At 51.4% G+C, this 24,332-nt stretch carries 25 protein-coding genes and 1 other RNA gene; 17 read left to right on the forward strand and 9 right to left on the reverse strand.

Going from position 1 to position 24,332, the window contains the following annotated elements; all coding sequences use genetic code 11:
- The first annotated feature begins 4 nt into the window (after positions 1 to 4).
- The 9 genes from fumE to srsR all read left to right on the forward strand — a co-directional run bounded on the left by fumE (position 5) and on the right by srsR (position 8,923).
- Positions 5 to 514 carry a fumarase E gene (fumE, locus tag ACJHX3_RS20175; RefSeq protein WP_000224146.1) on the forward strand — a complete coding sequence of 170 codons (510 nt, stop codon included), beginning with the start codon at positions 5 to 7 and terminating at the stop codon, positions 512 to 514.
- Complete coding sequence (locus tag ACJHX3_RS20180; RefSeq protein WP_094321962.1) at positions 511 to 1,224, forward strand: nucleoside/nucleotide kinase family protein; 714 nt, start codon at positions 511 to 513, stop codon at positions 1,222 to 1,224. The genes fumE and ACJHX3_RS20180 overlap by 4 nt, the downstream gene beginning before the upstream one ends.
- A gap of 284 nt (positions 1,225 to 1,508) precedes the next feature.
- Positions 1,509 to 2,528 (forward strand): erythrose-4-phosphate dehydrogenase, encoded by a 1,020-nt coding sequence (gene epd / locus ACJHX3_RS20185; RefSeq protein ID WP_000218480.1) that lies wholly within the window; start codon positions 1,509 to 1,511, stop codon positions 2,526 to 2,528.
- Between the two features lie 49 nt (positions 2,529 to 2,577).
- Positions 2,578 to 3,741, forward strand: a complete 1,164-nt coding sequence (pgk, locus tag ACJHX3_RS20190) for a phosphoglycerate kinase (RefSeq protein WP_000111269.1) — start codon at positions 2,578 to 2,580, stop codon at positions 3,739 to 3,741.
- 214 nt (positions 3,742 to 3,955) lie between these two features.
- Complete coding sequence (gene fbaA / locus ACJHX3_RS20195) at positions 3,956 to 5,035, forward strand: class II fructose-bisphosphate aldolase (protein ID WP_000034372.1); 1,080 nt, start codon at positions 3,956 to 3,958, stop codon at positions 5,033 to 5,035.
- A 357-nt stretch (positions 5,036 to 5,392) separates the two neighbouring features.
- Positions 5,393 to 6,253 (forward strand): small-conductance mechanosensitive channel MscS, encoded by an 861-nt coding sequence (gene mscS / locus ACJHX3_RS20200; RefSeq protein ID WP_000389818.1) that lies wholly within the window; start codon positions 5,393 to 5,395, stop codon positions 6,251 to 6,253.
- 138 nt (positions 6,254 to 6,391) lie between these two features.
- On the forward strand, positions 6,392 to 7,027 hold the full coding sequence (gene argO, locus ACJHX3_RS20205; protein ID WP_000493352.1) for an arginine exporter ArgO: 636 nt from the start codon (positions 6,392 to 6,394) through the stop codon (positions 7,025 to 7,027).
- Between the two features lie 92 nt (positions 7,028 to 7,119).
- Complete coding sequence (locus ACJHX3_RS20210) at positions 7,120 to 7,860, forward strand: oxidative stress defense protein (protein ID WP_000669834.1); 741 nt, start codon at positions 7,120 to 7,122, stop codon at positions 7,858 to 7,860.
- Between the two features lie 166 nt (positions 7,861 to 8,026).
- Positions 8,027 to 8,923 (forward strand): LysR family transcriptional regulator SrsR, encoded by an 897-nt coding sequence (gene srsR / locus ACJHX3_RS20215; RefSeq protein WP_000350807.1) that lies wholly within the window; start codon positions 8,027 to 8,029, stop codon positions 8,921 to 8,923.
- Here the strand turns inward: srsR and scpC are convergent.
- From scpC to argP, 5 genes are all read right to left on the reverse strand, one after another.
- Positions 8,920 to 10,398, reverse strand: coding sequence for a propionyl-CoA:succinate CoA transferase (gene scpC / locus ACJHX3_RS20220; RefSeq protein ID WP_094321963.1), 1,479 nt, complete (start codon positions 10,396 to 10,398; stop codon positions 8,920 to 8,922). The two genes, srsR and scpC, sit on opposite strands and share 4 nt — an antisense overlap.
- A 23-nt stretch (positions 10,399 to 10,421) precedes the next feature.
- Positions 10,422 to 11,207: a methylmalonyl-CoA decarboxylase gene (gene scpB / locus ACJHX3_RS20225; RefSeq protein WP_000122080.1), complete on the reverse strand. Its 786-nt coding sequence runs from the start codon at positions 11,205 to 11,207 to the stop codon at positions 10,422 to 10,424.
- A gap of 10 nt (positions 11,208 to 11,217) precedes the next feature.
- Positions 11,218 to 12,213 carry a methylmalonyl Co-A mutase-associated GTPase MeaB gene (gene meaB / locus ACJHX3_RS20230; RefSeq protein ID WP_094321964.1) on the reverse strand — a complete coding sequence of 332 codons (996 nt, stop codon included), beginning with the start codon at positions 12,211 to 12,213 and terminating at the stop codon, positions 11,218 to 11,220.
- A complete protein-coding gene (gene scpA / locus ACJHX3_RS20235) occupies positions 12,206 to 14,350 on the reverse strand; it encodes a methylmalonyl-CoA mutase (RefSeq protein ID WP_000073223.1) in 2,145 nt (714 codons plus the stop codon). Before scpA ends, meaB begins: the two co-directional genes overlap by 8 nt.
- A gap of 203 nt (positions 14,351 to 14,553) precedes the next feature.
- A complete protein-coding gene (gene argP / locus ACJHX3_RS20240) occupies positions 14,554 to 15,447 on the reverse strand; it encodes a DNA-binding transcriptional regulator ArgP (RefSeq protein ID WP_000828351.1) in 894 nt (297 codons plus the stop codon).
- Between the two features lie 141 nt (positions 15,448 to 15,588).
- On the opposite strand from argP, the gene ACJHX3_RS20245 reads away from it, so the two are divergent.
- The 4 genes from ACJHX3_RS20245 (at position 15,589) to ibsC (ending at position 18,310) form a co-directional block, all read left to right on the forward strand.
- Entirely contained in the window at positions 15,589 to 15,819 is a 231-nt protein-coding gene (locus ACJHX3_RS20245) for a hypothetical protein (RefSeq protein ID WP_001322018.1), read from the forward strand.
- A gap of 55 nt (positions 15,820 to 15,874) precedes the next feature.
- Positions 15,875 to 16,534 carry a ribose-5-phosphate isomerase RpiA gene (rpiA, locus tag ACJHX3_RS20250; protein WP_000189743.1) on the forward strand — a complete coding sequence of 220 codons (660 nt, stop codon included), beginning with the start codon at positions 15,875 to 15,877 and terminating at the stop codon, positions 16,532 to 16,534.
- Between the two features lie 255 nt (positions 16,535 to 16,789).
- Positions 16,790 to 18,022, forward strand: coding sequence for a phosphoglycerate dehydrogenase (serA, locus tag ACJHX3_RS20255; RefSeq protein WP_001151604.1), 1,233 nt, complete (start codon positions 16,790 to 16,792; stop codon positions 18,020 to 18,022).
- A gap of 228 nt (positions 18,023 to 18,250) precedes the next feature.
- Positions 18,251 to 18,310, forward strand: coding sequence for a type I toxin-antitoxin system toxin IbsC (gene ibsC / locus ACJHX3_RS20260; RefSeq protein WP_010723220.1), 60 nt, complete (start codon positions 18,251 to 18,253; stop codon positions 18,308 to 18,310).
- 100 nt (positions 18,311 to 18,410) lie between these two features.
- Here the strand turns inward: ibsC and ACJHX3_RS20265 are convergent, their stop codons facing one another.
- The 3 genes from ACJHX3_RS20265 to zapA all read right to left on the reverse strand — a co-directional run bounded on the left by ACJHX3_RS20265 (position 18,411) and on the right by zapA (position 19,588).
- Positions 18,411 to 19,013, reverse strand: coding sequence for a 5-formyltetrahydrofolate cyclo-ligase (locus ACJHX3_RS20265; RefSeq protein WP_000192742.1), 603 nt, complete (start codon positions 19,011 to 19,013; stop codon positions 18,411 to 18,413).
- 20 nt (positions 19,014 to 19,033) lie between these two features.
- Positions 19,034 to 19,217: non-coding RNA, 6S RNA (gene ssrS, locus ACJHX3_RS20270), on the reverse strand.
- A gap of 41 nt (positions 19,218 to 19,258) precedes the next feature.
- Positions 19,259 to 19,588, reverse strand: coding sequence for a cell division protein ZapA (gene zapA, locus ACJHX3_RS20275; RefSeq protein WP_001276008.1), 330 nt, complete (start codon positions 19,586 to 19,588; stop codon positions 19,259 to 19,261).
- Positions 19,589 to 19,755: 167 nt separating this feature from the next.
- Here zapA and ygfB point away from each other — a divergent pair, with 167 nt between their 5' ends.
- The 4 genes from ygfB to ubiI are packed head-to-tail and all read left to right on the forward strand — an operon-like array spanning position 19,756 to position 24,085.
- Positions 19,756 to 20,334, forward strand: a complete 579-nt coding sequence (ygfB, locus tag ACJHX3_RS20280; RefSeq protein WP_001295378.1) for a UPF0149 family protein YgfB — start codon at positions 19,756 to 19,758, stop codon at positions 20,332 to 20,334.
- A 25-nt stretch (positions 20,335 to 20,359) separates the two neighbouring features.
- Positions 20,360 to 21,685: a Xaa-Pro aminopeptidase gene (gene pepP / locus ACJHX3_RS20285; protein WP_029701962.1), complete on the forward strand. Its 1,326-nt coding sequence runs from the start codon at positions 20,360 to 20,362 to the stop codon at positions 21,683 to 21,685.
- Positions 21,682 to 22,860 carry a 2-octaprenyl-6-methoxyphenyl hydroxylase gene (gene ubiH / locus ACJHX3_RS20290; protein WP_000111199.1) on the forward strand — a complete coding sequence of 393 codons (1,179 nt, stop codon included), beginning with the start codon at positions 21,682 to 21,684 and terminating at the stop codon, positions 22,858 to 22,860. Before pepP ends, ubiH begins: the two co-directional genes overlap by 4 nt.
- Positions 22,861 to 22,882: 22 nt before the next feature.
- A complete protein-coding gene (gene ubiI / locus ACJHX3_RS20295; RefSeq protein WP_094308370.1) occupies positions 22,883 to 24,085 on the forward strand; it encodes an FAD-dependent 2-octaprenylphenol hydroxylase in 1,203 nt (400 codons plus the stop codon).
- A 73-nt stretch (positions 24,086 to 24,158) separates the two neighbouring features.
- Here ubiI and ACJHX3_RS20300 read toward each other — a convergent pair whose 3' ends face one another.
- Positions 24,159 to 24,242, reverse strand: a complete 84-nt coding sequence (locus ACJHX3_RS20300; protein ID WP_122056850.1) for a hypothetical protein — start codon at positions 24,240 to 24,242, stop codon at positions 24,159 to 24,161.
- Positions 24,243 to 24,332: the final 90 nt, after the last annotated feature.

Raw genomic sequence — 24,332 nt, forward strand, 5'->3', positions numbered from 1 at the left:
ACCAATGGCGACGCTGACAGAAGATGATGTGCTTGAGCAACTGGATGCACAGGACAATTTATTTTCATTTATGAAAACTGCGCATACCATTTTGCTCCAGGGGATACGCCAGTTTCTGCCGTCGCTGTTTGTCGATAACGATGAAGAGATCGTGGAATATGCAGTGAAGCCGTTACTCGCCCAAAGCGGCCCGCTTGACGATATTGATGTTGCACTGCGTTTGATTTATGCGTTGGGGAAAATGGATAAATGGTTGTACGCCGATATCACGCATTTTTCCCAGTTCTGGCATTACCTGAACGAACAGGATGAAACGCCCGGATTTGCCGATGACATGACCTGGGATTTTATCAGCAACGTCAATAGCATAACCTGCAATGCGACGCTCTATGACGCGTTGAAAGCGATGAAGTTCGCCGATTTCGCCGTCTGGTCAGAGGCGCGTTTTAGCGGAATGGTCAAAACGGCGCTGACGCTGGCAGTAACGACCACCTTAAAGGAATTAACGCCGTGAAAATTGAATTAACGGTGAATGGGCTGAAGATACAGGCACAGTACCAGAACGAAGAGATTGAAAATGTACATAAACCGTTGCTGCACATGTTGGCGGCCTTACAGACGGTAAATCCGCAGCGGCGTACGGTGGTTTTTCTTTGCGCTCCGCCGGGGACGGGTAAATCAACCCTAACCACCTTCTGGGAATATCTCGCGCAACAAGACCCGGAACTGCCCGCTATTCAGACGCTCCCGATGGATGGTTTTCACCATTACAATAGCTGGCTGGATGCGCATCAATTGCGCCCCTTCAAAGGCGCACCAGAGACATTTGACGTTGCGAAACTGACGGAAAATCTGCGCCAGGTCGTGGAAGGGGATTGTACGTGGCCGCAGTACGATCGACAAAAGCATGAACCTGTTGAAGATGCGTTGCACGTTACCGCACCACTCGTCATCGTCGAAGGAAACTGGTTGTTACTGGATGATGAAAAGTGGCTGGAGTTGGCATCTTTCTGCGATTTTTCTATTTTTATTCATGCACCTGCTCAAATTCTGCGGGAGCGCTTGATTAGTCGTAAAATTGCGGGAGGATTAACGCGGCAAGTAGCCGAAGCATTTTATGCCCGCACCGATGGCCCCAATGTCGAGCGTGTGCTGATGAATAGCCGTCAGGCCAATCTGATAGTAGAGATGACTGAAGAAGGCCGGTATCACTTCACAAGCTGACAATTTATTCCAGTTATTGTAGGGTTATTATTACGCCAGCCTGGAATAAAGCTTCCCACAAAAGGGGATAAAAGTGTGATGTGAGTCAGATAAATGTCTTCTTCGGCTGGACAAACATTCCTTTTATTCCACGTTTCGCTTATCCTAGCTGAAGCGTTTCAGTCGATTAAATGTTCGACAATTAACCAATCAGTCGCAGTTTGCGACAGGTAAGGTTTCCCCGGACGATTTGCTGGATTACTCTGTCTGGCAAATTTGCTCAGGGAAAACCTTGCAGGAGATCTATGACCGTACGCGTAGCGATAAATGGCTTCGGTCGCATCGGGCGTAATGTGGTTCGTGCTTTGTATGAATCCGGACGCCGGGCGGAAATTACCGTGGTGGCAATCAACGAACTGGCGGATGCTGCGGGCATGGCGCATTTGTTGAAATATGACACCAGCCATGGCCGTTTTGCATGGGAAGTACGACAGGAACGCGATCAACTTTTTGTTGGTGATGACGCCATCCGCGTATTGCATGAACGTTCACTGCAATCGCTCCCCTGGCGTGAACTTGGCGTTGATGTAGTCCTCGACTGCACCGGCGTATATGGCTCCCGCGAGCATGGCGAAGCGCATATTGCCGCCGGGGCCAAAAAAGTGCTCTTTTCACATCCTGGCAGTAACGATCTCGACGCGACCGTTGTTTACGGCGTCAATCAGGATCAACTTCGTGCGGAACACCGCATCGTTTCTAACGCTTCCTGTACCACGAATTGCATAATTCCCGTCATCAAATTGTTAGATGATGCGTACGGTATTGAGTCCGGCACTGTGACCACAATTCACTCCGCCATGCACGATCAACAGGTTATTGATGCATACCATCCTGACCTGCGTCGCACCCGGGCAGCCAGCCAGTCGATCATTCCGGTCGATACTAAACTGGCCGCCGGTATCACACGATTTTTTCCGCAATTTAACGATCGCTTTGAAGCGATTGCGGTACGTGTGCCAACCATAAATGTGACGGCAATCGATTTAAGCGTGACGGTGAAGAAACCTGTAAAAGCCAATGAAGTCAACCTGTTGCTGCAAAAAGCAGCACAAGGTGCATTTCATGGTATAGTTGACTATACGGAATTGCCGTTGGTCTCTGTAGATTTTAACCACGATCCGCACAGTGCCATTGTCGATGGCACCCAAACCCGGGTCAGTGGCGCACACCTGATCAAAACGTTGGTCTGGTGCGATAACGAATGGGGCTTTGCTAACCGAATGCTCGACACGACGTTAGCTATGGCTACTGTTGCTTTCAGGTAAGACGCAAGCAGCGTCTGCAAAACTTTTAGAATCAACGAGAGGATTCACCATGTCTGTAATTAAGATGACCGATCTGGATCTTGCTGGGAAACGTGTATTTATCCGTGCGGATCTGAACGTACCAGTAAAAGACGGGAAAGTAACCAGCGACGCGCGTATCCGTGCTTCTCTGCCGACCATCGAACTGGCCCTGAAACAAGGCGCAAAAGTGATGGTAACTTCCCACCTGGGTCGTCCTACCGAAGGCGAGTACAACGAAGAATTCTCTCTGCTGCCGGTTGTTAACTACCTGAAAGACAAACTGTCTAACCCGGTTCGTCTGGTTAAAGATTACCTCGACGGCGTTGACGTTGCTGAAGGTGAACTGGTTGTTCTGGAAAACGTTCGCTTCAACAAAGGCGAGAAGAAAGACGACGAAACCCTGTCCAAAAAATACGCTGCACTGTGTGACGTGTTCGTAATGGACGCATTCGGTACTGCTCACCGCGCGCAGGCTTCTACTCACGGTATCGGTAAATTCGCTGACGTTGCGTGCGCAGGCCCGCTGCTGGCAGCTGAACTGGACGCGCTGGGTAAAGCACTGAAAGAACCTGCTCGCCCGATGGTGGCTATCGTTGGTGGTTCTAAAGTATCTACCAAACTGACCGTTCTGGACTCCCTGTCTAAAATCGCTGACCAGCTGATTGTTGGTGGTGGTATCGCTAACACCTTTATCGCGGCACAAGGCCACGATGTGGGTAAATCCCTGTACGAAGCTGACCTGGTTGACGAAGCTAAACGTCTGCTGACCACCTGCAACATCCCGGTTCCGTCTGATGTTCGCGTAGCAACCGAGTTCTCTGAAACTGCACCGGCTACCCTGAAATCTGTTAACGATGTGAAAGCTGACGAGCAGATCCTGGATATCGGTGATGCTTCCGCTCAGGAACTGGCTGAAATCCTGAAGAATGCGAAAACCATTCTGTGGAACGGTCCGGTTGGCGTGTTCGAATTCCCGAACTTCCGCAAAGGTACTGAAATCGTGGCTAACGCTATCGCAGACAGCGAAGCGTTCTCCATCGCTGGCGGCGGCGACACTCTGGCAGCAATCGACCTGTTCGGCATTGCTGACAAAATCTCCTACATCTCCACTGGCGGCGGCGCATTCCTCGAATTCGTGGAAGGTAAAGTACTGCCTGCAGTAGCGATGCTCGAAGAGCGCGCTAAGAAGTAAAAAATCACAGGGCAGGGAAACCTGCCCTTGTTTCAGCGCGCTTTTAGAGCACGCAATTTTTCATACTCTAAATAATTCGAGTTGCAGGAAGGCGACAAGAGAGTGAATCCCCAGGAGCTTACATAAGTAAGTGACTGGGGTGAGCGAACGCAGACGCAGCACATGCAACTTGAAGTATGACGAGTATAAGGCCCGACGATACAGGACAAGAGACATGTCTAAGATTTTTGATTTCGTAAAACCTGGCGTAATCACTGGTGATGACGTACAGAAAGTTTTCCAGGTAGCAAAAGAAAACAACTTCGCACTGCCAGCAGTAAACTGCGTCGGTACTGACTCCATCAACGCCGTACTGGAAACCGCTGCTAAAGTTAAAGCGCCGGTTATCGTTCAGTTCTCCAACGGTGGTGCTTCCTTTATCGCTGGTAAAGGCGTGAAATCTGACGTTCCGCAGGGTGCTGCTATCCTGGGCGCGATCTCTGGTGCGCATCACGTTCACCAGATGGCTGAACATTATGGTGTTCCGGTTATCCTGCACACTGACCACTGCGCGAAGAAACTGCTGCCGTGGATCGACGGTCTGTTGGACGCGGGTGAAAAACACTTCGCAGCTACCGGTAAGCCGCTGTTCTCTTCTCACATGATCGACCTGTCTGAAGAATCTCTGCAAGAGAACATCGAAATCTGCTCTAAATACCTGGAGCGCATGTCCAAAATCGGCATGACTCTGGAAATCGAACTGGGTTGCACCGGTGGTGAAGAAGACGGCGTGGACAACAGCCACATGGACGCTTCTGCACTGTACACCCAGCCGGAAGACGTTGATTACGCATACACCGAACTGAGCAAAATCAGCCCGCGTTTCACCATCGCAGCGTCCTTCGGTAACGTACACGGTGTTTACAAGCCGGGTAACGTGGTTCTGACTCCGACCATCCTGCGTGATTCTCAGGAATATGTTTCCAAGAAACACAACCTGCCGCACAACAGCCTGAACTTCGTATTCCACGGTGGTTCCGGTTCTACTGCTCAGGAAATCAAAGACTCCGTAAGCTACGGCGTAGTAAAAATGAACATCGATACCGATACCCAATGGGCAACCTGGGAAGGCGTTCTGAACTACTACAAAGCGAACGAAGCTTATCTGCAGGGTCAGCTGGGTAACCCGAAAGGCGAAGATCAGCCGAACAAGAAATACTACGATCCGCGCGTATGGCTGCGTGCCGGTCAGACTTCGATGATCGCTCGTCTGGAGAAAGCATTCCAGGAACTGAACGCGATCGACGTTCTGTAAGATATTCCTTTCTGCTTATCTCAAGGCCCGCTCTGCGGGTCTTTTTTTCGCCAAAAGCAAAATTGCCTGATGCGCTACGCTTATCAGGCCTACACGTATCCTGCAATATATTGAATTTGCAGGTTTTTGTAGGCCGGATAAGGCGTTCACGCCGCATCCGGCATGACAAAGCGCACATTGATATCTGTCTGAGCCCCGCTCTGCGGGGATTTTTTCGCCAAAAGCAAGGTGATTCAGATGAGAAATCTGTGATCTATTTGGCAAAATTATGCTTTATTGTTTACCCTTGTCAGACTGCCCGTCATAAGGCGGCGGAGTGTATTTCTCCATTTTGAGTCAGTTGAAAAGGAATATTGAATGGAAGATTTGAATGTTGTCGATAGCATAAACGGCGCGGGAAGCTGGCTGGTAGCTAACCAGGCGCTGCTGCTAAGTTATGCAGTAAACATCGTGGCGGCACTCGCGATCATCATCGTTGGTTTGATTATCGCGCGGATGATTTCCAACGCGGTGAATCGCCTGATGATCTCCCGTAAAATCGATGCCACTGTTGCTGATTTTCTTTCTGCATTAGTCCGTTACGGTATTATCGCCTTTACGCTAATCGCTGCACTGGGACGCGTGGGTGTACAAACCGCGTCAGTCATTGCTGTACTCGGTGCCGCAGGCTTAGCTGTTGGTCTGGCTTTGCAGGGGTCACTGTCTAACCTGGCCGCTGGCGTGTTACTTGTCATGTTCCGCCCGTTCCGTGCCGGAGAATATGTTGACCTGGGCGGCGTAGCCGGTACTGTGCTGAGTGTGCAGATTTTCTCCACCACCATGCGTACTGCAGACGGTAAAATTATCGTTATTCCGAACGGTAAAATTATTGCCGGAAATATTATTAACTTCTCCCGCGAGCCAGTTCGCCGTAACGAATTTATTATTGGCGTGGCGTATGATTCCGATATCGATCAGGTTAAGCAGATCCTGACCAATATTATCCAGTCTGAAGATCGCATTTTGAAAGATCGCGAAATGACTGTGCGCCTGAACGAACTTGGTGCATCGTCGATTAATTTCGTGGTCCGCGTCTGGAGCAACAGCGGCGATCTGCAAAACGTGTACTGGGATGTGCTGGAGCGTATTAAACGTGAATTTGATGCCGCCGGTATCAGCTTCCCGTACCCGCAAATGGATGTGAACTTTAAGCGGGTGAAAGAAGACAAAGCTGCGTAATCAACGCTGAGGCCAGATAATACTCTCTGGCCTCTCTCTTATTAGTTTTTCTGATTGCCAATTAATATTATCAATTTCCGCTAATAACAATCCCGCGATATAGTCTCTGCATCAGATACTTAATTCGGAATATCCAACGTGTTTTCTTATTACTTTCAAGGTCTTGCACTTGGGGCGGCTATGATCCTACCGCTCGGTCCACAAAATGCTTTTGTGATGAATCAGGGCATACGTCGTCAGTACCACATTATGATTGCCTTACTTTGTGCTATCAGCGATTTGGTCCTGATTTGCGCCGGGATTTTTGGTGGCAGCGCGTTATTGATGCAGTCGCCGTGGTTGCTGGCGCTGGTCACCTGGGGCGGCGTAGCCTTCTTGCTGTGGTATGGTTTTGGCGCTTTTAAAACAGCAATGAGCAGTAATATTGAGTTAGCCAGCGCCGAAGTCATGAAGCAAGGCAGATGGAAAATTATCGCCACCATGTTGGCAGTGACCTGGCTGAATCCGCATGTTTACCTGGATACTTTTGTTGTACTGGGCAGCCTTGGCGGGCAACTTGATGTGGAACCAAAACGCTGGTTTGCACTCGGGACAATTAGCGCCTCTTTCCTGTGGTTCTTTGGTCTGGCTCTTCTCGCAGCCTGGCTGGCACCGCGTCTGCGCACGGCAAAAGCACAGCGCATTATCAATCTGGTTGTGGGATGTGTTATGTGGTTTATTGCCTTGCAGCTGGCGAGAGACGGTATTGCTCATGCACAAGCCTTGTTCAGTTAGGCGCTATCTGATGGAAAAATAAAACAGAGGCGCTAAGCTTGCCTCCAGAGGTCCTGAATTTTGGGCAAGTCAATTAACACGGAGAGACTAACGTGAAGTTCAAAGTTATCGCCCTGGCGGCATTAATGGGTATTAGCGGGATGGCAGCGCAGGCTAACGAATTGCCGGATGGACCGCATATTGTCACCTCCGGTACGGCAAGCGTGGATGCGGTGCCAGACATTGCCACTCTTGCGATTGAAGTTAACGTGGCCGCGAAGGATGCCGCTACTGCCAAGAAACAGGCAGATGAGCGCGTCGCACAATACATTTCCTTCCTTGAACTCAATCAGATCGCGAAAAAAGATATCAGCTCAGCAAACTTACGCACCCAGCCAGATTATGATTATCAGGATGGTAAAAGTATCCTTAAAGGCTACCGCGCTGTGAGAACGGTGGAAGTCACGCTCCGTCAGTTAGACAAACTGAATTCCTTGCTGGATGGCGCGCTGAAGGCGGGTCTTAACGAAATTCGTTCTGTGTCGCTGGGCGTGGCGCAGCCGGATGCCTATAAAGACAAAGCGCGTAAGGCAGCGATTGATAACGCGATTCATCAGGCGCAGGAACTGGCGAACGGCTTTCATCGTAAACTGGGGCCGGTATATAGCGTGCGCTACCATGTTTCCAACTATCAGCCCAGCCCAATGGTGCGGATGATGAAAGCCGATGCCGCGCCGGTGTCCGCCCAGGAAACTTACGAGCAGGCCGCTATTCAGTTTGATGATCAGGTCGATGTGGTCTTCCAGTTAGAACCTGTGGATCAACAACCCGCTAAAACACCTGCAGCACAATAATATTTGTAGCCCGACGTATTCGTCGGGCTAATGCCTTTACCCGATATTGCCTCCTTTTTCTGTAATTTTCTGTAAAACCATGACGTAATCACCTATCTTTGCTCGCGGTTTCATCAAGGATAGGCTGACTGAAACGGTTAAGCGGACAAGGATGCGGGGGAGGGGGATGGACATTTTTATTTCGAAAAAGATGCGCAATTTCATTTTATTAGCGCAAACCAATAATATTGCCCGGGCGGCAGAAAAAATCCATATGACGGCTTCGCCATTTGGTAAAAGCATTGCCGCGCTGGAAGAACAAATTGGCTATACGCTATTTACCCGCAAAGATAATAATATCAGCCTCAATAAAGCCGGACAGGAACTGTATCAAAAACTGTTCCCGGTTTATCAACGGCTTTCTGCGATTGATAATGAAATCCATAACTCAGGACGTCGTTCACGAGAAATTGTGATTGGCATAGATAATACTTATCCGACAATTATTTTCGATCAGTTGATTAGTCTCGGAGATAAGTATGAAGGCGTGACCGCCCAGCCAGTTGAGTTCAGCGAAAATGGCGTTATCGATAATCTTTTTGACCGCCAGTTAGATTTTATTATCTCCCCACAGCATGTATCTGCACGAGTTCAGGAACTGGAAAACCTGACTATCAGTGAACTACCACCGCTGCGATTAGGCTTTCTCGTTTCTCGCCGTTATGAAGAGCGACAAGAGCAAGAGCTGCTTCAGGAGCTGCCCTGGCTACAAATGCGCTTTCAGAACCGGGCCAACTTCGAAGCAATGATTGATGCGAATATGCGACCTTGTGGGATCAATCCAACCATTATTTATCGTCCCTACAGTTTTATGGCCAAAATCAGCGCCGTGGAGCGCGGACATTTTCTGACGGTGATCCCGCATTTTGCCTGGCGACTGGTGAATCCGGCAACGCTGAAATATTTTGATGCACCGCACAGGCCGATGTATATGCAGGAATATCTTTATTCAATCAGAAATCATCGTTATACCGCCACGATGCTTCAGCATATTGCTGAAGATCGTGACGGGACGAGTCATTAACCCAGCATCGAGCCGGTTGCAATTAAATTACGGTGTAAGTCGAAGACGTGGCTAAGATCGTGGTGAATATGTCCGCCAGGCGCATTTTCCAGATAGCGATGCAGATAATCCCGATACATAGGATGTGCACAATTATCAATGATAGTGCGGGCGCGTTGAAGCGGGGAAAGACCGCGCAGATCGGCGATCCCTTGTTCGGTGATGATCACTTTGACGCTGTGTTCGCTGTGATCAACATGGCTGCACATTGGCACGACGGTTGAGATCTTGCCTTCTTTAGCAATCGACGGGGCCATAAAGATCGACAGATACGCGTTGCGTTCAAAATCACCGCTGCCGCCGATGCCGTTCATCAGATCGACCCCGGCTACGTGTGTTGAGTTGGCATGCCCGTAAATATCAAACTCCAGGCCGACGTTCAGAGCGATGACGCCCAGACGACGGATGATTTCCGGGTTATTGGAAATCTCCTGCGGACGCAACACAATGCGGCTGGCAAAGTAATCCATATTGTCGTAAATCTTGCGCAGGGAATCGGCCGAGATTGTCAGGCTGGAGGCGCTGGCCCCGCTGATTTTGCCGGTTTCCAGTAAATGCACCACCGATTCCTGTAGCACTTCCGAATACATCATAAACGGAGGAATTACCGGGTTTTCCCCCAGACGCGCCATTACCGCATTATTGATATTGCCCACGCCACTTTGCAGCGGCAGAAATTCCGGCGGAATACGCCCATGCGCCATTTCCTGCAATAAGAACGTGACCACGTTATCGGCAATCTGCTGGTACATGGGATTTTGCTTATCCAGCATATTACCGGCGTCGGGCAAGTTGGTTTCCACGACGGCGACAATCTTTTTCGGATCGATTTGCACATAGCGGGTACCGACGCGATCCATTGCATGGAAGATCGACACGCTATTGCGCCGCGGTGGCGCGCCAGGAATCACAATATCCGCCAGTTCTGCAACGCGCGGATCGTGATAGTGATTGAGTTCAATGATCACTTTCTTCGCCCGCAGCAGCCAGGTCGGCGCATTACCGATCCCGCTGGTTAACCAGACTCGACCATCCGGTGCCAGTGCCGATGCTTCAATGACGGCAACATCAATGTCGCCGAAGAAACCGTAATTGACCATTTGCGCCACTTCGCTCAAATGCAGGTCAACGAAACTCACCGCGCCCTGATTGATCTTTTTACGTAAACCGGACGATGTTTGATATGGCGCACGCCAGGAAACAGCATCGGCGTCAGAAAGTACATCGTCAGCGGCGGCGCTGATTGACGCACCCGTCAGAAGGCGAATTTGATACGGCTTTTTGGCCTCATGCTGTTCGTTAGCTCTGCGGGCAATCGCGGTGGGTAGGGCTTTCGGCGAACCCGCCGGGGTAAAGCCGCTAAATGCCACCATGTCGTTATGCTGGATAATTTCTGCCGCTTCATTGGCGGTCATCCTTGTCCACTGAGTTTCCATTTTTACTCCTTCGTTCGCAGGGATTAATGACCAACGAAATTAGGTTTACGTTTTTCGAGGAAAGCGTTCATCCCTTCCTGGTAATCTTCGCTGTCATACACCGCGCGGCGCATCCCCTGAATACGTTCAAATTCATCGGAGTTCATGGTGTGTGCTTCGCCCAGTACACGCAGCTCTTCTTTGATAACGGCAATGGCTAACGGCGCTTTCTCAGAGATGTGGTGCGCCATTTGTAAGGTGAAATCTTCCAGTTCTTCCACTTCCACAACATGGTTGAGGATGCCGACAGCCAGCGCGCGCTGGGCGGTGATTGGCGAAGCGGTAAAAATCAGCTCTTTGACAATGTGGAAGCCCGCGTCGCGGGTCAGGTTGTGAATGCCGACCAGGTTATACGGGACGCCGAGGTTTACAGGCGTCATTGAGAAGGTTGAGGTACTGGCGGCGATGATCAGATCGGAACTCATGATCATTTCAAATGCGCCACCCCAAACACTACCTTCCACCATCGAAATGATCGGTTTCGGGAATTTTTGGATCATGCGGGTGATTTGACGCAATGGATCATCATAGGAGAGCGGATCGCGACCGCCAGACGGCAGTTCGTGAATATCGTGACCTGCGGAGAAGACTTTGGATCCACTCGGTGCGCGCAAAATGATACAGCGAATTTCCGGCCGGTTGAGATCGCTTAACGCCTGCATAAGATCATCAATAAAGACTTTACTTAAGGCATTAAGTTTTCGGCCATAGTTAAACTCAATGACCGCCACTTTGTTGATAGTGACAACGTTAACATACTGATAAGACATAAAAATTCCTTTAATCAAAATATTGCGTCTGGATAAATTCACTGAGCTGCCGCAGGCCGGTGCGCGGTGAGAGCGTATTGTTTTTGACCGCTAAAAGCGTCTGGCGGTAATAGCGATCGAAATCTTCATTCGCGAACAGGTGATTCAGTACTTCTTCTTCGGTCTGCTTACGCAGCCATTCCACCGATTGTTGTTGCCGCACTTGTTGTAAACGACCACTGGCAGTTAGCGCGGTTTTGAAGTCGATGATGGCGTGCCAGATCTCATCGATTCCACGTTTTTCCAGTGCGCTACAAGTCAGAACCCGTGGCTGCCATTCGTCGTATTTACGTCGCAGAATATGCAGGGCACTCTCGTACATATGCCGGGCAATGGCGACATTGGTATGGTTATCGCCATCGTCTTTGTTGATAACGATCAGATCAGCCACTTCCATCAGCCCTTTTTTAATGCCCTGCAGATCATCGCCGCCACCGGCAATTTGCAACGAGATAAAACAGTCCACCATGCGGGCGACTTCTGTTTCCGACTGCCCGACGCCAACCGTTTCGACAATCACTACGTCATAACCCGCTGCTTCGCATAACAGCATTAATTCCCGCGCTCGCTGACTGGCACCGCCCAGATGACCGGAGGATGGTACCGGGCGAATAAACGCCGCTTCGGCACGCGCCAGGTCATTCATGCGGGTTTTATCCCCGAGAATGCTACCGCCAGTGACCGGGCTGCTGGGATCGACCGCAATAACCGCGACCTTTAATCCCTCTCGAATCAACAACATGCCAAAGGCCTCAAGAAAGGTACTTTTCCCCGCGCCGGGGGTGCCGGTAACGCCCAGTCGCAGGGTGTTACCGCAGTACGGCATAATGGCATCAAGCAGCTGCGTACTTAGTGCCTGATGACGCGGGTGACGGCTTTCCACCAGCGTCATGGCCTGGGCGAGTGTGGCACACTCACCCTGACGTAAGCGGCGAATACTTTCTGCCAGCGTGGCTTCATTAATCATGATGCTGGCTTATCAGATTCAGTACGTCGCGCACACTGTCGAGCATAGGTGTACCTGGACCATAAATCGCCGCCACGCCGCGCTCTTGCAGGAAGGCGTAATCCTGCGGCGGAATGACGCCACCCGCGACCACGCAGATATCTTCGCGTCCCCATTTTTTCAGCGCTTCGACCAGTTCCGGGATCAGCGTTTTATGACCGGCAGCCAGTGAGGATGCGCCCACTACGTGAACGTCGTTTTCTACGGCCAGGCGGGCGATCTCTTCAGGTGTAGAGAACATCGGGCTTAAATCTACGTCGAAACCGAGATCGGAATAGGCGCTGGCGATCACTTTCGCGCCGCGATCGTGTCCATCCTGGCCCATCTTAGCGATCAGAATGCGCGGGCGACGACCATTGTCGGCAAGGAACTGCTCCGTTTGCGCAACAATGGCATCGAACTCGGAGGCCGATTTCTCAGACTGATGATAGCTTTGCGCAATCACGCCGGTAACACACTGGCTTGGCACCAGATAACGGTCGAAAGCGACTTCCAGCGCATCGGAAATTTCACCCAGGGTGGCGCGAACGCGAGCGGCATTAACAGCGGCAGCCAGCAGGTTTTCGTTATGCTGTGCGGCGTGAGTCAGGGCGTTCAACGCGGCGGTTACGGCGGCATCATCACGGGTGGCGCGAATGCGTTCCAGCGAAGCAATTTGCTCGTTACGCACCATCACGTTGTCGATCTCAAGTACATCGGTTTCGTCTTCGTGATCCAGTTTGTACTTGTTGACACCAACGATGACACGCTTGCCCTGGTCGATCAGCGACTGTTCGCGCGCTGAGGCCTCTTCGATCATTCGTTTTGGCAGACCTGCTTCGATCGCTTTCGCCATGCCACCGGCTTCGTCGATCTGTTGGATAATAGCTCTGGCTTGTTTGACGATTTGATCGGTCAGCGACTCAATGTAATAGGATCCGGCCAGTGGATCGACGGTGCGGCAGAGTTCTGATTCTTCCTGGATGATGATCTGGGTGTTGCGGGCAATGCGTGCTGAGAAATCGGTAGGCAAACCAAGCGCTTCGTCAAAGGCGTTGGTATGCAGTGACTGAGTACCGCCCAGCGTCGCAGCCAGCGCTTCAATGGTGGTGCGGATAACGTTGTTATACGGATCCTGTTCAGTCAGGCTCCAGCCTGAGGTCTGGCAGTGGGTACGCAGCGCCAGTGATTTCGGGTCCTGTGCGCCAAATCCACTGACCGCTTCGCTCCATAAATAACGTGCCGCACGCAACATGGCGACGTTCATAAACAGATCCATGCCGATGCCGAAGAAGAACGACAGGCGAGGAGCGAAGTCATCAATTTTCAGTCCGGCAGAGATTGCTGCTTTGATGTACTCAATCCCATCAGCGAGCGTAAATGCTACCTGCTGCACGCAGTTGGCACCCGCTTCACCCATGTGGTAACCGCTGATACTGATGGTATTAAATCGCGGCATGTTGCCGGAACACCAGGCGATGATGTCGGCGATAATGCGCATTGACGGTTTTGGTGGGTAAATATAGGTGTTGCGGCAGAGGTACTCTTTGAGAATATCGTTTTGAATGGTGCCGGTCAGTTTATCAGGTGTAACACCTTGCTCTTCTGCGGCGACGATATAAAACGCCAGTACTGGTAGCACTGCGCCATTCATGGTCATCGAAACCGACATTTTATCCAGCGGGATCTGGTCGAACAGGACTTTCATATCTTCCACGGTGTCGATAGCGACGCCCGCTTTGCCGACGTCGCCCGCCACGCGCGGGTTATCGGAGTCGTAGCCACGGTGGGTGGCAAGGTCAAACGCAACGGAAAGACCTTTTTGCCCGGCGGCCAGGTTACGGCGATAAAAAGCGTTGGACTCTTTTGCTGTTGAAAAACCAGCATACTGACGGATGGTCCACGGTTGGGCGGTATACATAGTGGCACGCGGGCCACGAACGTAGGGCGGCAAACCAGGAAGGGTACCTGTCACCTCCAGATTATCGAGATCGGCTTCGGTATACAGCGGCTTGATGGCGATCCCTTCCGCGGTTTGATGAACCAGCGAGTCGACAGTTTTCTCCCGACGGCTCAATTCCTTGTTGGCAAGCTGTTGCCACTCCTGCACGTTAGACATTATTTGCTCCGTAAAACGCAATCAAAATGAGGGTATTTGCGCCTACGGTGAGCTTTTTACGTGGGTTTGTCGCCAGCAAAAAAAATGCATTCAGACGTCGTTTTTTGCCGCCTGAGATTTGTCTATTTTGTGATGTGATTCAAGGAATACAAAAAGAAGTGAGGACAACGCCTGATATCTGCTATCAGGCATTATTTGATAGATTAATCCTGACGAAGGACTTTGTGACCATAATCGAGTAACGCATCAGTGACTTTACGCATCATGCGGCTTTCAGGAGCAAAGCGGTGCCAGTAGAGCATCCGTCGTTGAAATAGCCCAGGCGTTAAGTCAATCAGTTCACCGCTGGCCAGCTCTTTCTCGATTTGCAGGTGCGGGATCATACAGCAGGTGGTGCCCTGGCGAGCAAGTTGTACGAACGCTTCTGAAGAATTAACGATATGGCAGGGCACGCTGCCTGGAGGCAGATCGAAGTTTTGCTGCAAAAAGGCCTGGTGCATATCGTCAAGATGGTCAAACGCGACCACTGGCGCTTTCAGTAATGCCGAACGCGTTACGCCGTTAGGGAAATATTTTTCGGCAAAGGGTTTTGAGCTGACGAACAGATAGTCGAGCGCACCAAGTTTATCGACAAGACAACTCGGCAGCGCCTGATGTTGAATACTCACCGCGCCGACCACTTCGCCGCGGCGCAGACGTTCCTGAGTGCGGGTTTCATCTTCTACCTGCAAGTTGAGGCGGATAGGCGAATCAGCCAACACAGGAGCCAGTGCAGGAAGCAACCACGTCGCCAGACTGTCGGCGTTGACCGCCAGTGAAAGCAGCAGCGGAGTCGAACCGGTTTGTTCATCGCCCAGCCACTCTTCTTCCAGCAACTCCACCTGGCGCAGCAGTGCCAGCAGTTTTTGCCCTTGTTCCGTCGGGCGCGGCGGTACGGTACGCACCAACAGCGGCTGCCCGAACATATTTTCCAGTTGCTTAATGCGCTGTGAGACGGCTGATTGTGTAATGCACAGCTTTTGTGCCGCGCGCTCAAATCCTCGTTCACGTATCACCGCATCCAGTGCCTGTAATGTTCTGTAGTCCGGGCGTTTCATTGCTGTTGTCTGCTCCTGGTAAATGCTTTTTCCTGCACTATGACACAATTTTGTGTCAGGTTGCATATACCGAAGCCGTCGGCGGGTAACATTTGTATTCGTGGTTAAACGCGCAGCTTAAAAGATCAGGGATTTGCGCTAATGCATTTCGCTCAGCGAGTTCGCGCCCTGGTTGTGTTGAATGGCGTGGCGTTATTGCCTCAATTTGCCTGTAAACAGGGGCTTGTGAACGGTGAACTGGTGCGCCTGTTTGCTCCGTGGAGCGGCATACCCAGATTGTTGCATGCCTTATTTGCGGGGCGAAAGGGGATGCCTGCCATTGCGCGATATTTTATGGATGAGTTAACCACGCGGCTTGCCAACGGGGTCTGAATCGCTTTTTTTGTATATAATGCGTGTGAAATTTCATACCACAGGCGAAACGATCATGACGCAGGATGAATTGAAAAAAGCAGTAGGATGGGCGGCACTTCAGTATGTTCAGCCCGGCACCATTGTTGGTGTAGGTACAGGTTCCACCGCCGCACACTTTATTGACGCGCTCGGTACAATGAAAGGCCAGATTGAAGGGGCCGTTTCCAGTTCAGATGCTTCCACTGAAAAACTGAAAAGCCTCGGCATTCACGTTTTTGATCTCAACGAAGTCGACAGCCTTGGCATCTACGTTGATGGCGCAGATGAAATCAACGGCCACATGCAAATGATCAAAGGCGGCGGCGCGGCGCTGACCCGTGAAAAAATCATTGCTTCGGTTGCAGAAAAATTTATCTGTATTGCAGACGCTTCCAAGCAGGTTGATATTCTGGGTAAATTCCCGCTGCCAGTAGAAGTTATCCCGATGGCACGTAGTGCAGTGGCGCGCCAGCTGGTGAAACTGGGCGGTCGTCCGGAATACCGTCAGGGCGTGGTGACCGATAATGGCAACGTGATCCTCGACGTCCACGGCATGGAAATCCTTGACCCGATAGCGATGGAAAACGCCATAAATGCGATTCCTGGCGTGGTGACTGTTGGCTTGTTTGCTAACCGTGGCGCGGACGTTGCGCTGATTGGCACACCTGACGGTGTCAAAACCATTGTGAAATGATCTGACGGGGGAACCTCCCCCGTTAAAAAAATTCTCTTCATTAAATTTGGTGACATGTGTCACGTTTTTACCTGGCTATTGTCGATTGCTCTAAATAAATCTTCTAAACCAGCATATTCATCCAAGAATTACCTTTGCGTGATATTTCCTCAACATCGCGACGCAAACGTTCATATTGCCGCAATATTATTTTTTGATATGTTGAAAGGCGGACGCAAATCCGCACACAACATTTCAAAAGACAGGATTGGGTAAATGGCAAAGGTATCGCTGGAGAAAGACAAGATTAAGTTTCTGCTGGTAGAAGGCGTGCACCAAAAGGCGCTGGAAAGCCTTCGTGCAGCTGGTTACACCAACATCGAATTTCACAAAGGCGCGCTGGATGATGAACAATTAAAAGAATCCATCCGCGATGCCCACTTCATCGGCCTGCGATCCCGTACCCATCTGACTGAAGACGTGATCAACGCCGCAGAAAAACTGGTCGCTATTGGCTGTTTCTGTATCGGAACAAACCAGGTTGATCTGGATGCGGCGGCAAAGCGCGGGATCCCGGTATTTAACGCACCGTTCTCAAATACGCGCTCTGTTGCGGAGCTGGTGATTGGCGAACTGCTGCTGCTATTGCGCGGCGTGCCGGAAGCCAATGCTAAAGCGCACCGTGGCGTGTGGAACAAACTGGCGGCGGGTTCTTTTGAAGCGCGCGGCAAAAAGCTGGGTATCATCGGCTACGGTCATATTGGTACGCAATTGGGCATTCTGGCTGAATCGCTGGGAATGTATGTTTACTTTTATGATATTGAAAATAAACTGCCGCTGGGCAACGCCACTCAGGTACAGCATCTTTCTGACCTGCTGAATATGAGCGATGTGGTGAGTCTGCATGTACCAGAGAATCCGTCCACCAAAAATATGATGGGCGCGAAAGAAATTTCACTAATGAAGCCCGGCTCGCTGCTGATTAATGCTTCGCGCGGTACTGTGGTGGATATTCCGGCGCTGTGTGATGCGCTGGCGAGCAAACATCTGGCGGGGGCGGCAATCGACGTATTCCCGACGGAACCGGCGACCAATAGCGATCCATTTACCTCTCCGCTGTGTGAATTCGACAACGTCCTTCTGACGCCACACATTGGCGGTTCGACTCAGGAAGCGCAGGAGAATATCGGCCTGGAAGTTGCGGGTAAATTGATCAAGTATTCTGACAATGGCTCAACGCTCTCTGCGGTGAACTTCCCGGAAGTCTCGCTGCCACTGCACGGTGGGCGTCGTCTGATGCACATCCACGAAAACCGTCCGGGCGTGCTAACTGCGCTCAACAAAATTTTTGCCGAGCAGGGCGTCAACATCGCCGCGCAATATCTGCAAACTTCCGCCCAGATGGGTTATGTAGTTATTGATATTGAAGCCGACGAAGACGTTGCCGAAAAAGCGCTGCAGGCAATGAAAGCTATTCCGGGTACCATTCGCGCCCGTCTGCTGTACTAATTCCCCTTCTCTGAAAATCAACGGGCAGGTCACTGACTTGCCCGTTTTTTTATCCCTTCTCCACACCGTTGCCGCGTTGCGCATTCTACTTTGCGAGTCTGCTCCAGAAAATAAATCAAAGTCAGATCAATGCGTTGTGTTTATTTAATGGGGATTTACGATGGCAGGGCAGCATGGGGCTGTAACGGTAAAGCCCTCACCGAAGCGAGGGCTTGAAGGAGAAGGGTTATGATGCGACTTGTCATCATACTGATTGTACTGTTACTCATAAGTTTCAGCGCTTATTAACAGTCAGTCTCAGGGGAGGAGCAATCCTCCCTTACCCTTACTCACTAAATTAGGTCAAAGAATCAACGATGTCAATCAGGGCGATGCAGGTGTGTCGCCCTTACCACTCCCAGACTTTCGACGGTGTAACCACCGCAGGCAGTGGGATATCCCACTCTTCAACGGGGAGTTTTTCCACCAACTGACAATCATGCGCATAACCCACCGGTTGCATTTTATAGTGCTGCCAGTTTTGTAAGGTCCGATCATAAAAACCTCCGCCCATTCCCAGGCGCTGACCGTACTCATCAAAGGCGACCAGGGGGGTGATCAGGACGTCTAATCGGGAAAGGGGGAGCACGTCACGCACATCCAATTTTGGCTCATGGATCTTCAACCTGTTCATCACCAGTTCGCTTTGCGGATGGTAATTCAGGAACAGCAAATTACCGGCACTAAAGGGATGCAAAACTGGAAGATATACGCGCTTACCGGCGCGCCAGAGTTGTTCTATGAGTGGCTGGGTGTCGAGTTCGCCATCAAAAGAGAGGAATACAGCGACCGTATGTGCCATCACCACCGGGGGATAAGTCATCATCCGGGTAGCGGCTTGTTGACCCATTTCCTGCTGTTGTTCCGGCGTTAACGCACGACGACGTTGCCGAATCATTTTGCGGATTTCTTGTCGGGATAATATCAGTGGGAGTTCTGGTAGTTGCGTCATGGCTGGTGCCAGATAAGAAGGGAATCTCCGAGATGCCGCCGCAGGCTGTAACCCTTGAACCCTTGGTTCAAGGTGAATGTGTCGTCGCAGTTTTAAGGCTTCTCGGACGGACCGAGCATGCTCACCAACCGCGGAGCGCCACATTCTTGTGGTATGAAATATCGGCTCAGGGGACTGGCCCGCTTGCGAACATCTCAGAGAAATTTTGTCTTCACGGTTACTCTACCACAGTAAACCGAAAAGTGTCATTCAAAGTTTTGGTTAGTTTTTTCGGTGATGCGACCTTGTTCAAGTAACGCTTGTTCTATGGTCTGCTGCAGCATCCGAATACGCTGTTCCATACTTGCCGCGTAGTCACGAGTCTTCGCTTTTTCTTGCGCTAACTCATAGCTGATATTCAATGCGGCAATGAAGACCAACTGTTCAGTATTTGTGACTCTAGTGCGTTCTTTCAGATCTTGCAACCGTTGGTTCAGATCGTCCGCTGCCTGATTCAACGCATCCCTTTGGTCAGGCGGGCAGTTCACACGCAGTGAACGGCCAAAAATTTGGATATCGACGGGTTGTGCAGACATGCCACCCTCCTGCTGATTGACTGCGCTGCCTTCGTCTTTAGACCCATGGTCTGCGAAGGGGCGACACTATAGCTACCCTGATGAGAAGAGACAAGCCCTTTTCTGGTCCACCAGGGCCCAAAGTGGTAGCATATCATGAATATTCCTCCCTTTGACGACGAATGCTTATGTCTATACAGAACGAAATGCCTGGTTACAACGAAATGAACCAGTATCTGAACCAACAAGGGACGGGTCTGACCCCAGCTGAGATGCATGGTTTAATCAGCGGGATGATATGTGGCGGTAACGATGACAGCTCATGGCTACCGCTACTTCACGACCTGACGAACGAAGGCATGGCTTTCGGTCATGAGCTGGCACAGGCACTGCGTAAAATGCACTCTGCCACCAGCGATGCCCTGCAGGATGACGGCTTCCTTTTTCAGCTTTATCTGCCTGATGGCGATGATGTCAGCGTTTTCGATCGGGCTGATGCATTGGCAGGTTGGGTCAATCACTTCCTGCTTGGTCTTGGCGTTACGCAACCGAAGCTGGATAAAGTGACCGGCGAAACCGGTGAAGCTATCGACGATCTGCGTAACATTGCGCAACTGGGTTACGACGAAGACGAAGATCAGGAAGAGCTTGAAATGTCGCTTGAAGAGATCATCGAATACGTTCGTGTTGCCGCGCTGTTATGCCACGACACCTTTACTCATCCGCAACCGACCGCGCCAGAAGTACAAAAACCGACTCTACACTAAAAACAAAAAACGTAAGGAGAGTGTTATGAGTGAGATATCCCGGCAAGAGTTTCAGCGTCGCCGTCAGGCCCTGGTGGAGCAAATGCAACCCGGCAGCGCCGCGCTGATTTTTGCTGCACCAGAAGTAACACGTAGCGCCGACAGCGAATACCCCTATCGTCAGAACAGTGACTTCTGGTACTTCACCGGCTTTAACGAACCGGAAGCGGTGCTGGTGCTGATTAAAAGCGATGACACTCATAACCACAGCGTTCTGTTTAACCGCGTTCGCGACCTGACGGCGGAGATCTGGTTTGGCCGTCGCTTAGGCCAGGATGCCGCGCCAGAGAAACTGGGCGTTGACCGCGCACTGGCATTCAGCGAAATCAATCAGCAACTTTATCAACTACTTAACGGCCTGGATGTGGTTTACCATGCCCAGGGCGAATATGCATATGCTGATGAAATCGTGAACAGTGCGCTGGAAAAACTGCGTAAAGGTTCGCGGCAAAATCTCACCGCACCGGCAACGATGATCGACTGGCGTCCTGTTGTTCATGAAATGCGCCTGTTCAAATCGCCAGAAGAGATTGCCGTACTCCGCCGCGCGGGAGAAATCACCGCCATGGCACATACCCGGGCGATGGAAAAATGCCGTCCGGGAATGTTCGAGTACCATCTGGAAGGCGAAATTCACCACGAATTTAACCGCCACGGTGCGCGCTATCCGTCCTATAACACCATTGTCGGCAGCGGTGAAAACGGCTGCATTCTGCACTACACCGAAAACGAGTGTGAAATGCGCGACGGCGACCTGGTGTTGATTGACGCGGGTTGCGAATACAAAGGTTACGCTGGCGATATTACCCGCACCTTCCCGGTCAACGGCAAATTCACCCAGACCCAGCGTGAAATCTACGACATTGTGCTGGAGTCTCTCGAAACCAGCCTGCGCCTGTATCGTCCGGGAACTTCCATTCTGGAAGTCACTGGTGAAGTGGTGCGCATCATGGTTAGCGGCCTGGTAAAACTCGGCATCCTGAAAGGTGATGTTGATGAACTGATCGCTCAGAACGCCCATCGTCCTTTCTTTATGCATGGCCTTAGCCACTGGTTAGGACTGGATGTCCATGACGTTGGCGTTTATGGTCAGGATCGCTCGCGCATTCTGGAACCGGGGATGGTACTGACCGTAGAGCCTGGTCTGTATATCGCGCCGGATGCGGATGTGCCAGAACAATATCGCGGTATCGGCATTCGTATTGAAGACGACATTGTGATTACCGAAACCGGTAACGAAAACCTCACCGCCAGCGTGGTGAAAAAGCCGGAAGAAATCGAAGCGTTGATGGCTGCTGCGAGAAAGCAATGAGCGTAATCATCGTCGGTGGCGGCATGGCGGGCGCGACGCTGGCGCTGGCTATTTCCCGGTTAAGTCACGGGGCGCTGCCGGTACATTTGATTGAAGCGACTGCGCCAGAGTCACATGCTCATCCGGGCTTTGATGGACGAGCGATAGCGCTGGCGGCGGGTACCTGTCAGCAACTGGCGCGCATCGGCGTCTGGCAATCTCTGGCGGATTGCGCAACTGCCATCACCACCGTGCATGTCAGCGATCGTGGTCACGCTGGATTTGTCACCCTCGCCGCAGAAGATTACCAACTGGCGGCGCTGGGACAGGTTGTCGAATTGCACAATGTCGGGCAACGGCTGTTTGCATTGCTGCGTAAAGCACCTGGCGTAACGCTGCATTGCCCTGATCGCGTGGCTAACGTTGCCCGTACTCAGAGTCACGTTGAAGTGACGCTGGAGAGTGGCGAGACGCTGACGGGCCGCGTGCTGGTAGCCGCTGATGGCACCCATTCAGCGTTAGCCACCGCGTGCGGCGTTGACTGGCAGCAGGAGCCTTACGAACAACTGGCAGTGATTGCCAACGTTGCTACTTCTGTTGCGCACGAAGGCCGCGCTTTTGAACGCTTCACGCAACATGGCCCGCTGGCGATGTTGCCGATGTCTGACGGACGCTGTTCGCTGGTCTGGTGTCATCCACTGGAACGGCGCGAAGAGGTGCTGTCGTGGAGTGACGAGAAGTTTTGCCGTGAGCTCCAGTCGGCCTTTGGCTGGCGACTTGGAAAAATTACCCACGCCGGTAAACGCAGTGCTTATCCGCTGGCGTTAACCCGCGCCGCCAGAGCTATTACCCATCGTACCGTGCTGGTGGGCAATGCGGCGCAAACCCTGCACCCGATTGCCGGGCAAGGGTTCAACCTCGGTATGCGAGATGTGATGAGTCTTGCGGAAACCCTGACTCAGGCGCAGGAGCGCGGAGAAGACATGGGGGATTACGGCGTATTGTGCCGTTATCAGCAGCGTCGACAGAGCGATCGCGAAGCAACCATCGGCGTCACGGACAGCCTGGTACATCTTTTTGCCAACCGTTGGGCACCGCTGGTTGTCGGGCGCAACATCGGACTGATGACGATGGAATTATTCACCCCGGCACGCGATGTGCTGGCGCAGCGCACCCTCGGTTGGGTGGCGCGTTGAAGGCGGTTTTAAGGAATAAACAATGCAAAGTGTTGATGTAGCCATTGTTGGTGGCGGCATGGTGGGGCTGGCGGTTGCCTGCGGCTTACAGGGGAGCGGCTTACGCGTTGCCGTACTGGAGCAGCGCGTACCGGAACCTCTGGCGGCGGATGCACCACCACAACTGCGCGTTTCGGCTATCAATGCCGCCAGCGAAAAATTACTCACCCGTCTTGGCGTCTGGCAGGACATTCTCTCTCGTAGGGCCAGTTGTTATCACGGTATGGAAGTGTGGGACAAAGACAGTTTTGGTCACATTTCGTTTGACGATCAAAGCATGGGCTATAGCCATCTTGGGCATATCGTTGAAAACTCAGTGATTCACTACACGCTGTGGAACAAAGCGCAGCAGTCGTCAGATATCACTCTGTTGGCCCCCGCAGAATTACAGCAGGTCGCTTGGGGAGAAAATGAAACTTTCCTGACGCTGAAAGATGGCAGCATGTTAACGGCGCGTCTGGTGATTGGCGCGGACGGTGCTAATTCCTGGTTGCGCAACAAAGCAGATATTCCGCTGACTTTCTGGGATTATCAGCATCACGCGCTGGTAGCGACCATTCGCACGGAAGAACCGCATGATGCGGTGGCGCGGCAGGTTTTCCATGGCGAAGGCATTCTGGCCTTTTTACCGCTTAGCGATCCGCATCTTTGCTCAATTGTCTGGTCACTGTCGCCAGAGGAAGCGCAGCGGATGCAGCAGGCAAGTGAAGATGAATTTAATCGCGCGTTAAATATCGCTTTTGATAATCGCCTGGGCTTATGCAAGGTTGAGAGCGCGCGTCAGGTGTTCCCACTGACGGGGCGTTATGCGCGCCAGTTTGCCGCGCACCGTCTGGTGCTGGTGGGCGACGCCGCGCATACCATTCACCCGCTGGCGGGGCAGGGAGTAAATCTCGGCTTTATGGATGCTGCAGAGCTGATTGCTGAACTGAAACGGTTGCATCATCAGGGGAAAGACATCGGGCAGTACATTTACCTGCGCCGGTATGAGCGTAGCCGCAAGCACAGTGCGGCGCTGATGCTGGCTGGTATGCAGGGATTCCGCGATCTGTTTTCCGGTACCAATCCGGCGAAAAAACTGCTGCGTGATATTGGTTTGAAACTGGCCGACACGCTTCCTGGCGTTAAGCCGCAACTTATCCGCCAGGCAATGGGATTAAACGATTTGCCTGAATGGCTGCGTTAAAAATTTCTCTTCTGCTGTTTATTTGATACCCATCACACTTTCATCTCCCGGTTTTTTCGCCGGGAGATTTTCCTCATTTGAAATAAACTAATTTCACCTCCGTTTTCGCATTATATTTTCTAATGTCATTATTTTTTGATTTAGTGTTTTTTGACATTTTTTTAGTTCTTAATATTGCCTTATTCAAATTAGCTTTCTAATGGCATCATCTTTATATAGAAACTGGTGTATTTTTTGGTTTTTTATT

It is taken from the genome of Escherichia sp. WS1265, from assembly GCF_046487585.1.
In the GTDB taxonomy this organism is placed as follows: Bacteria; Pseudomonadota; Gammaproteobacteria; order Enterobacterales; family Enterobacteriaceae; genus Escherichia; species Escherichia coli.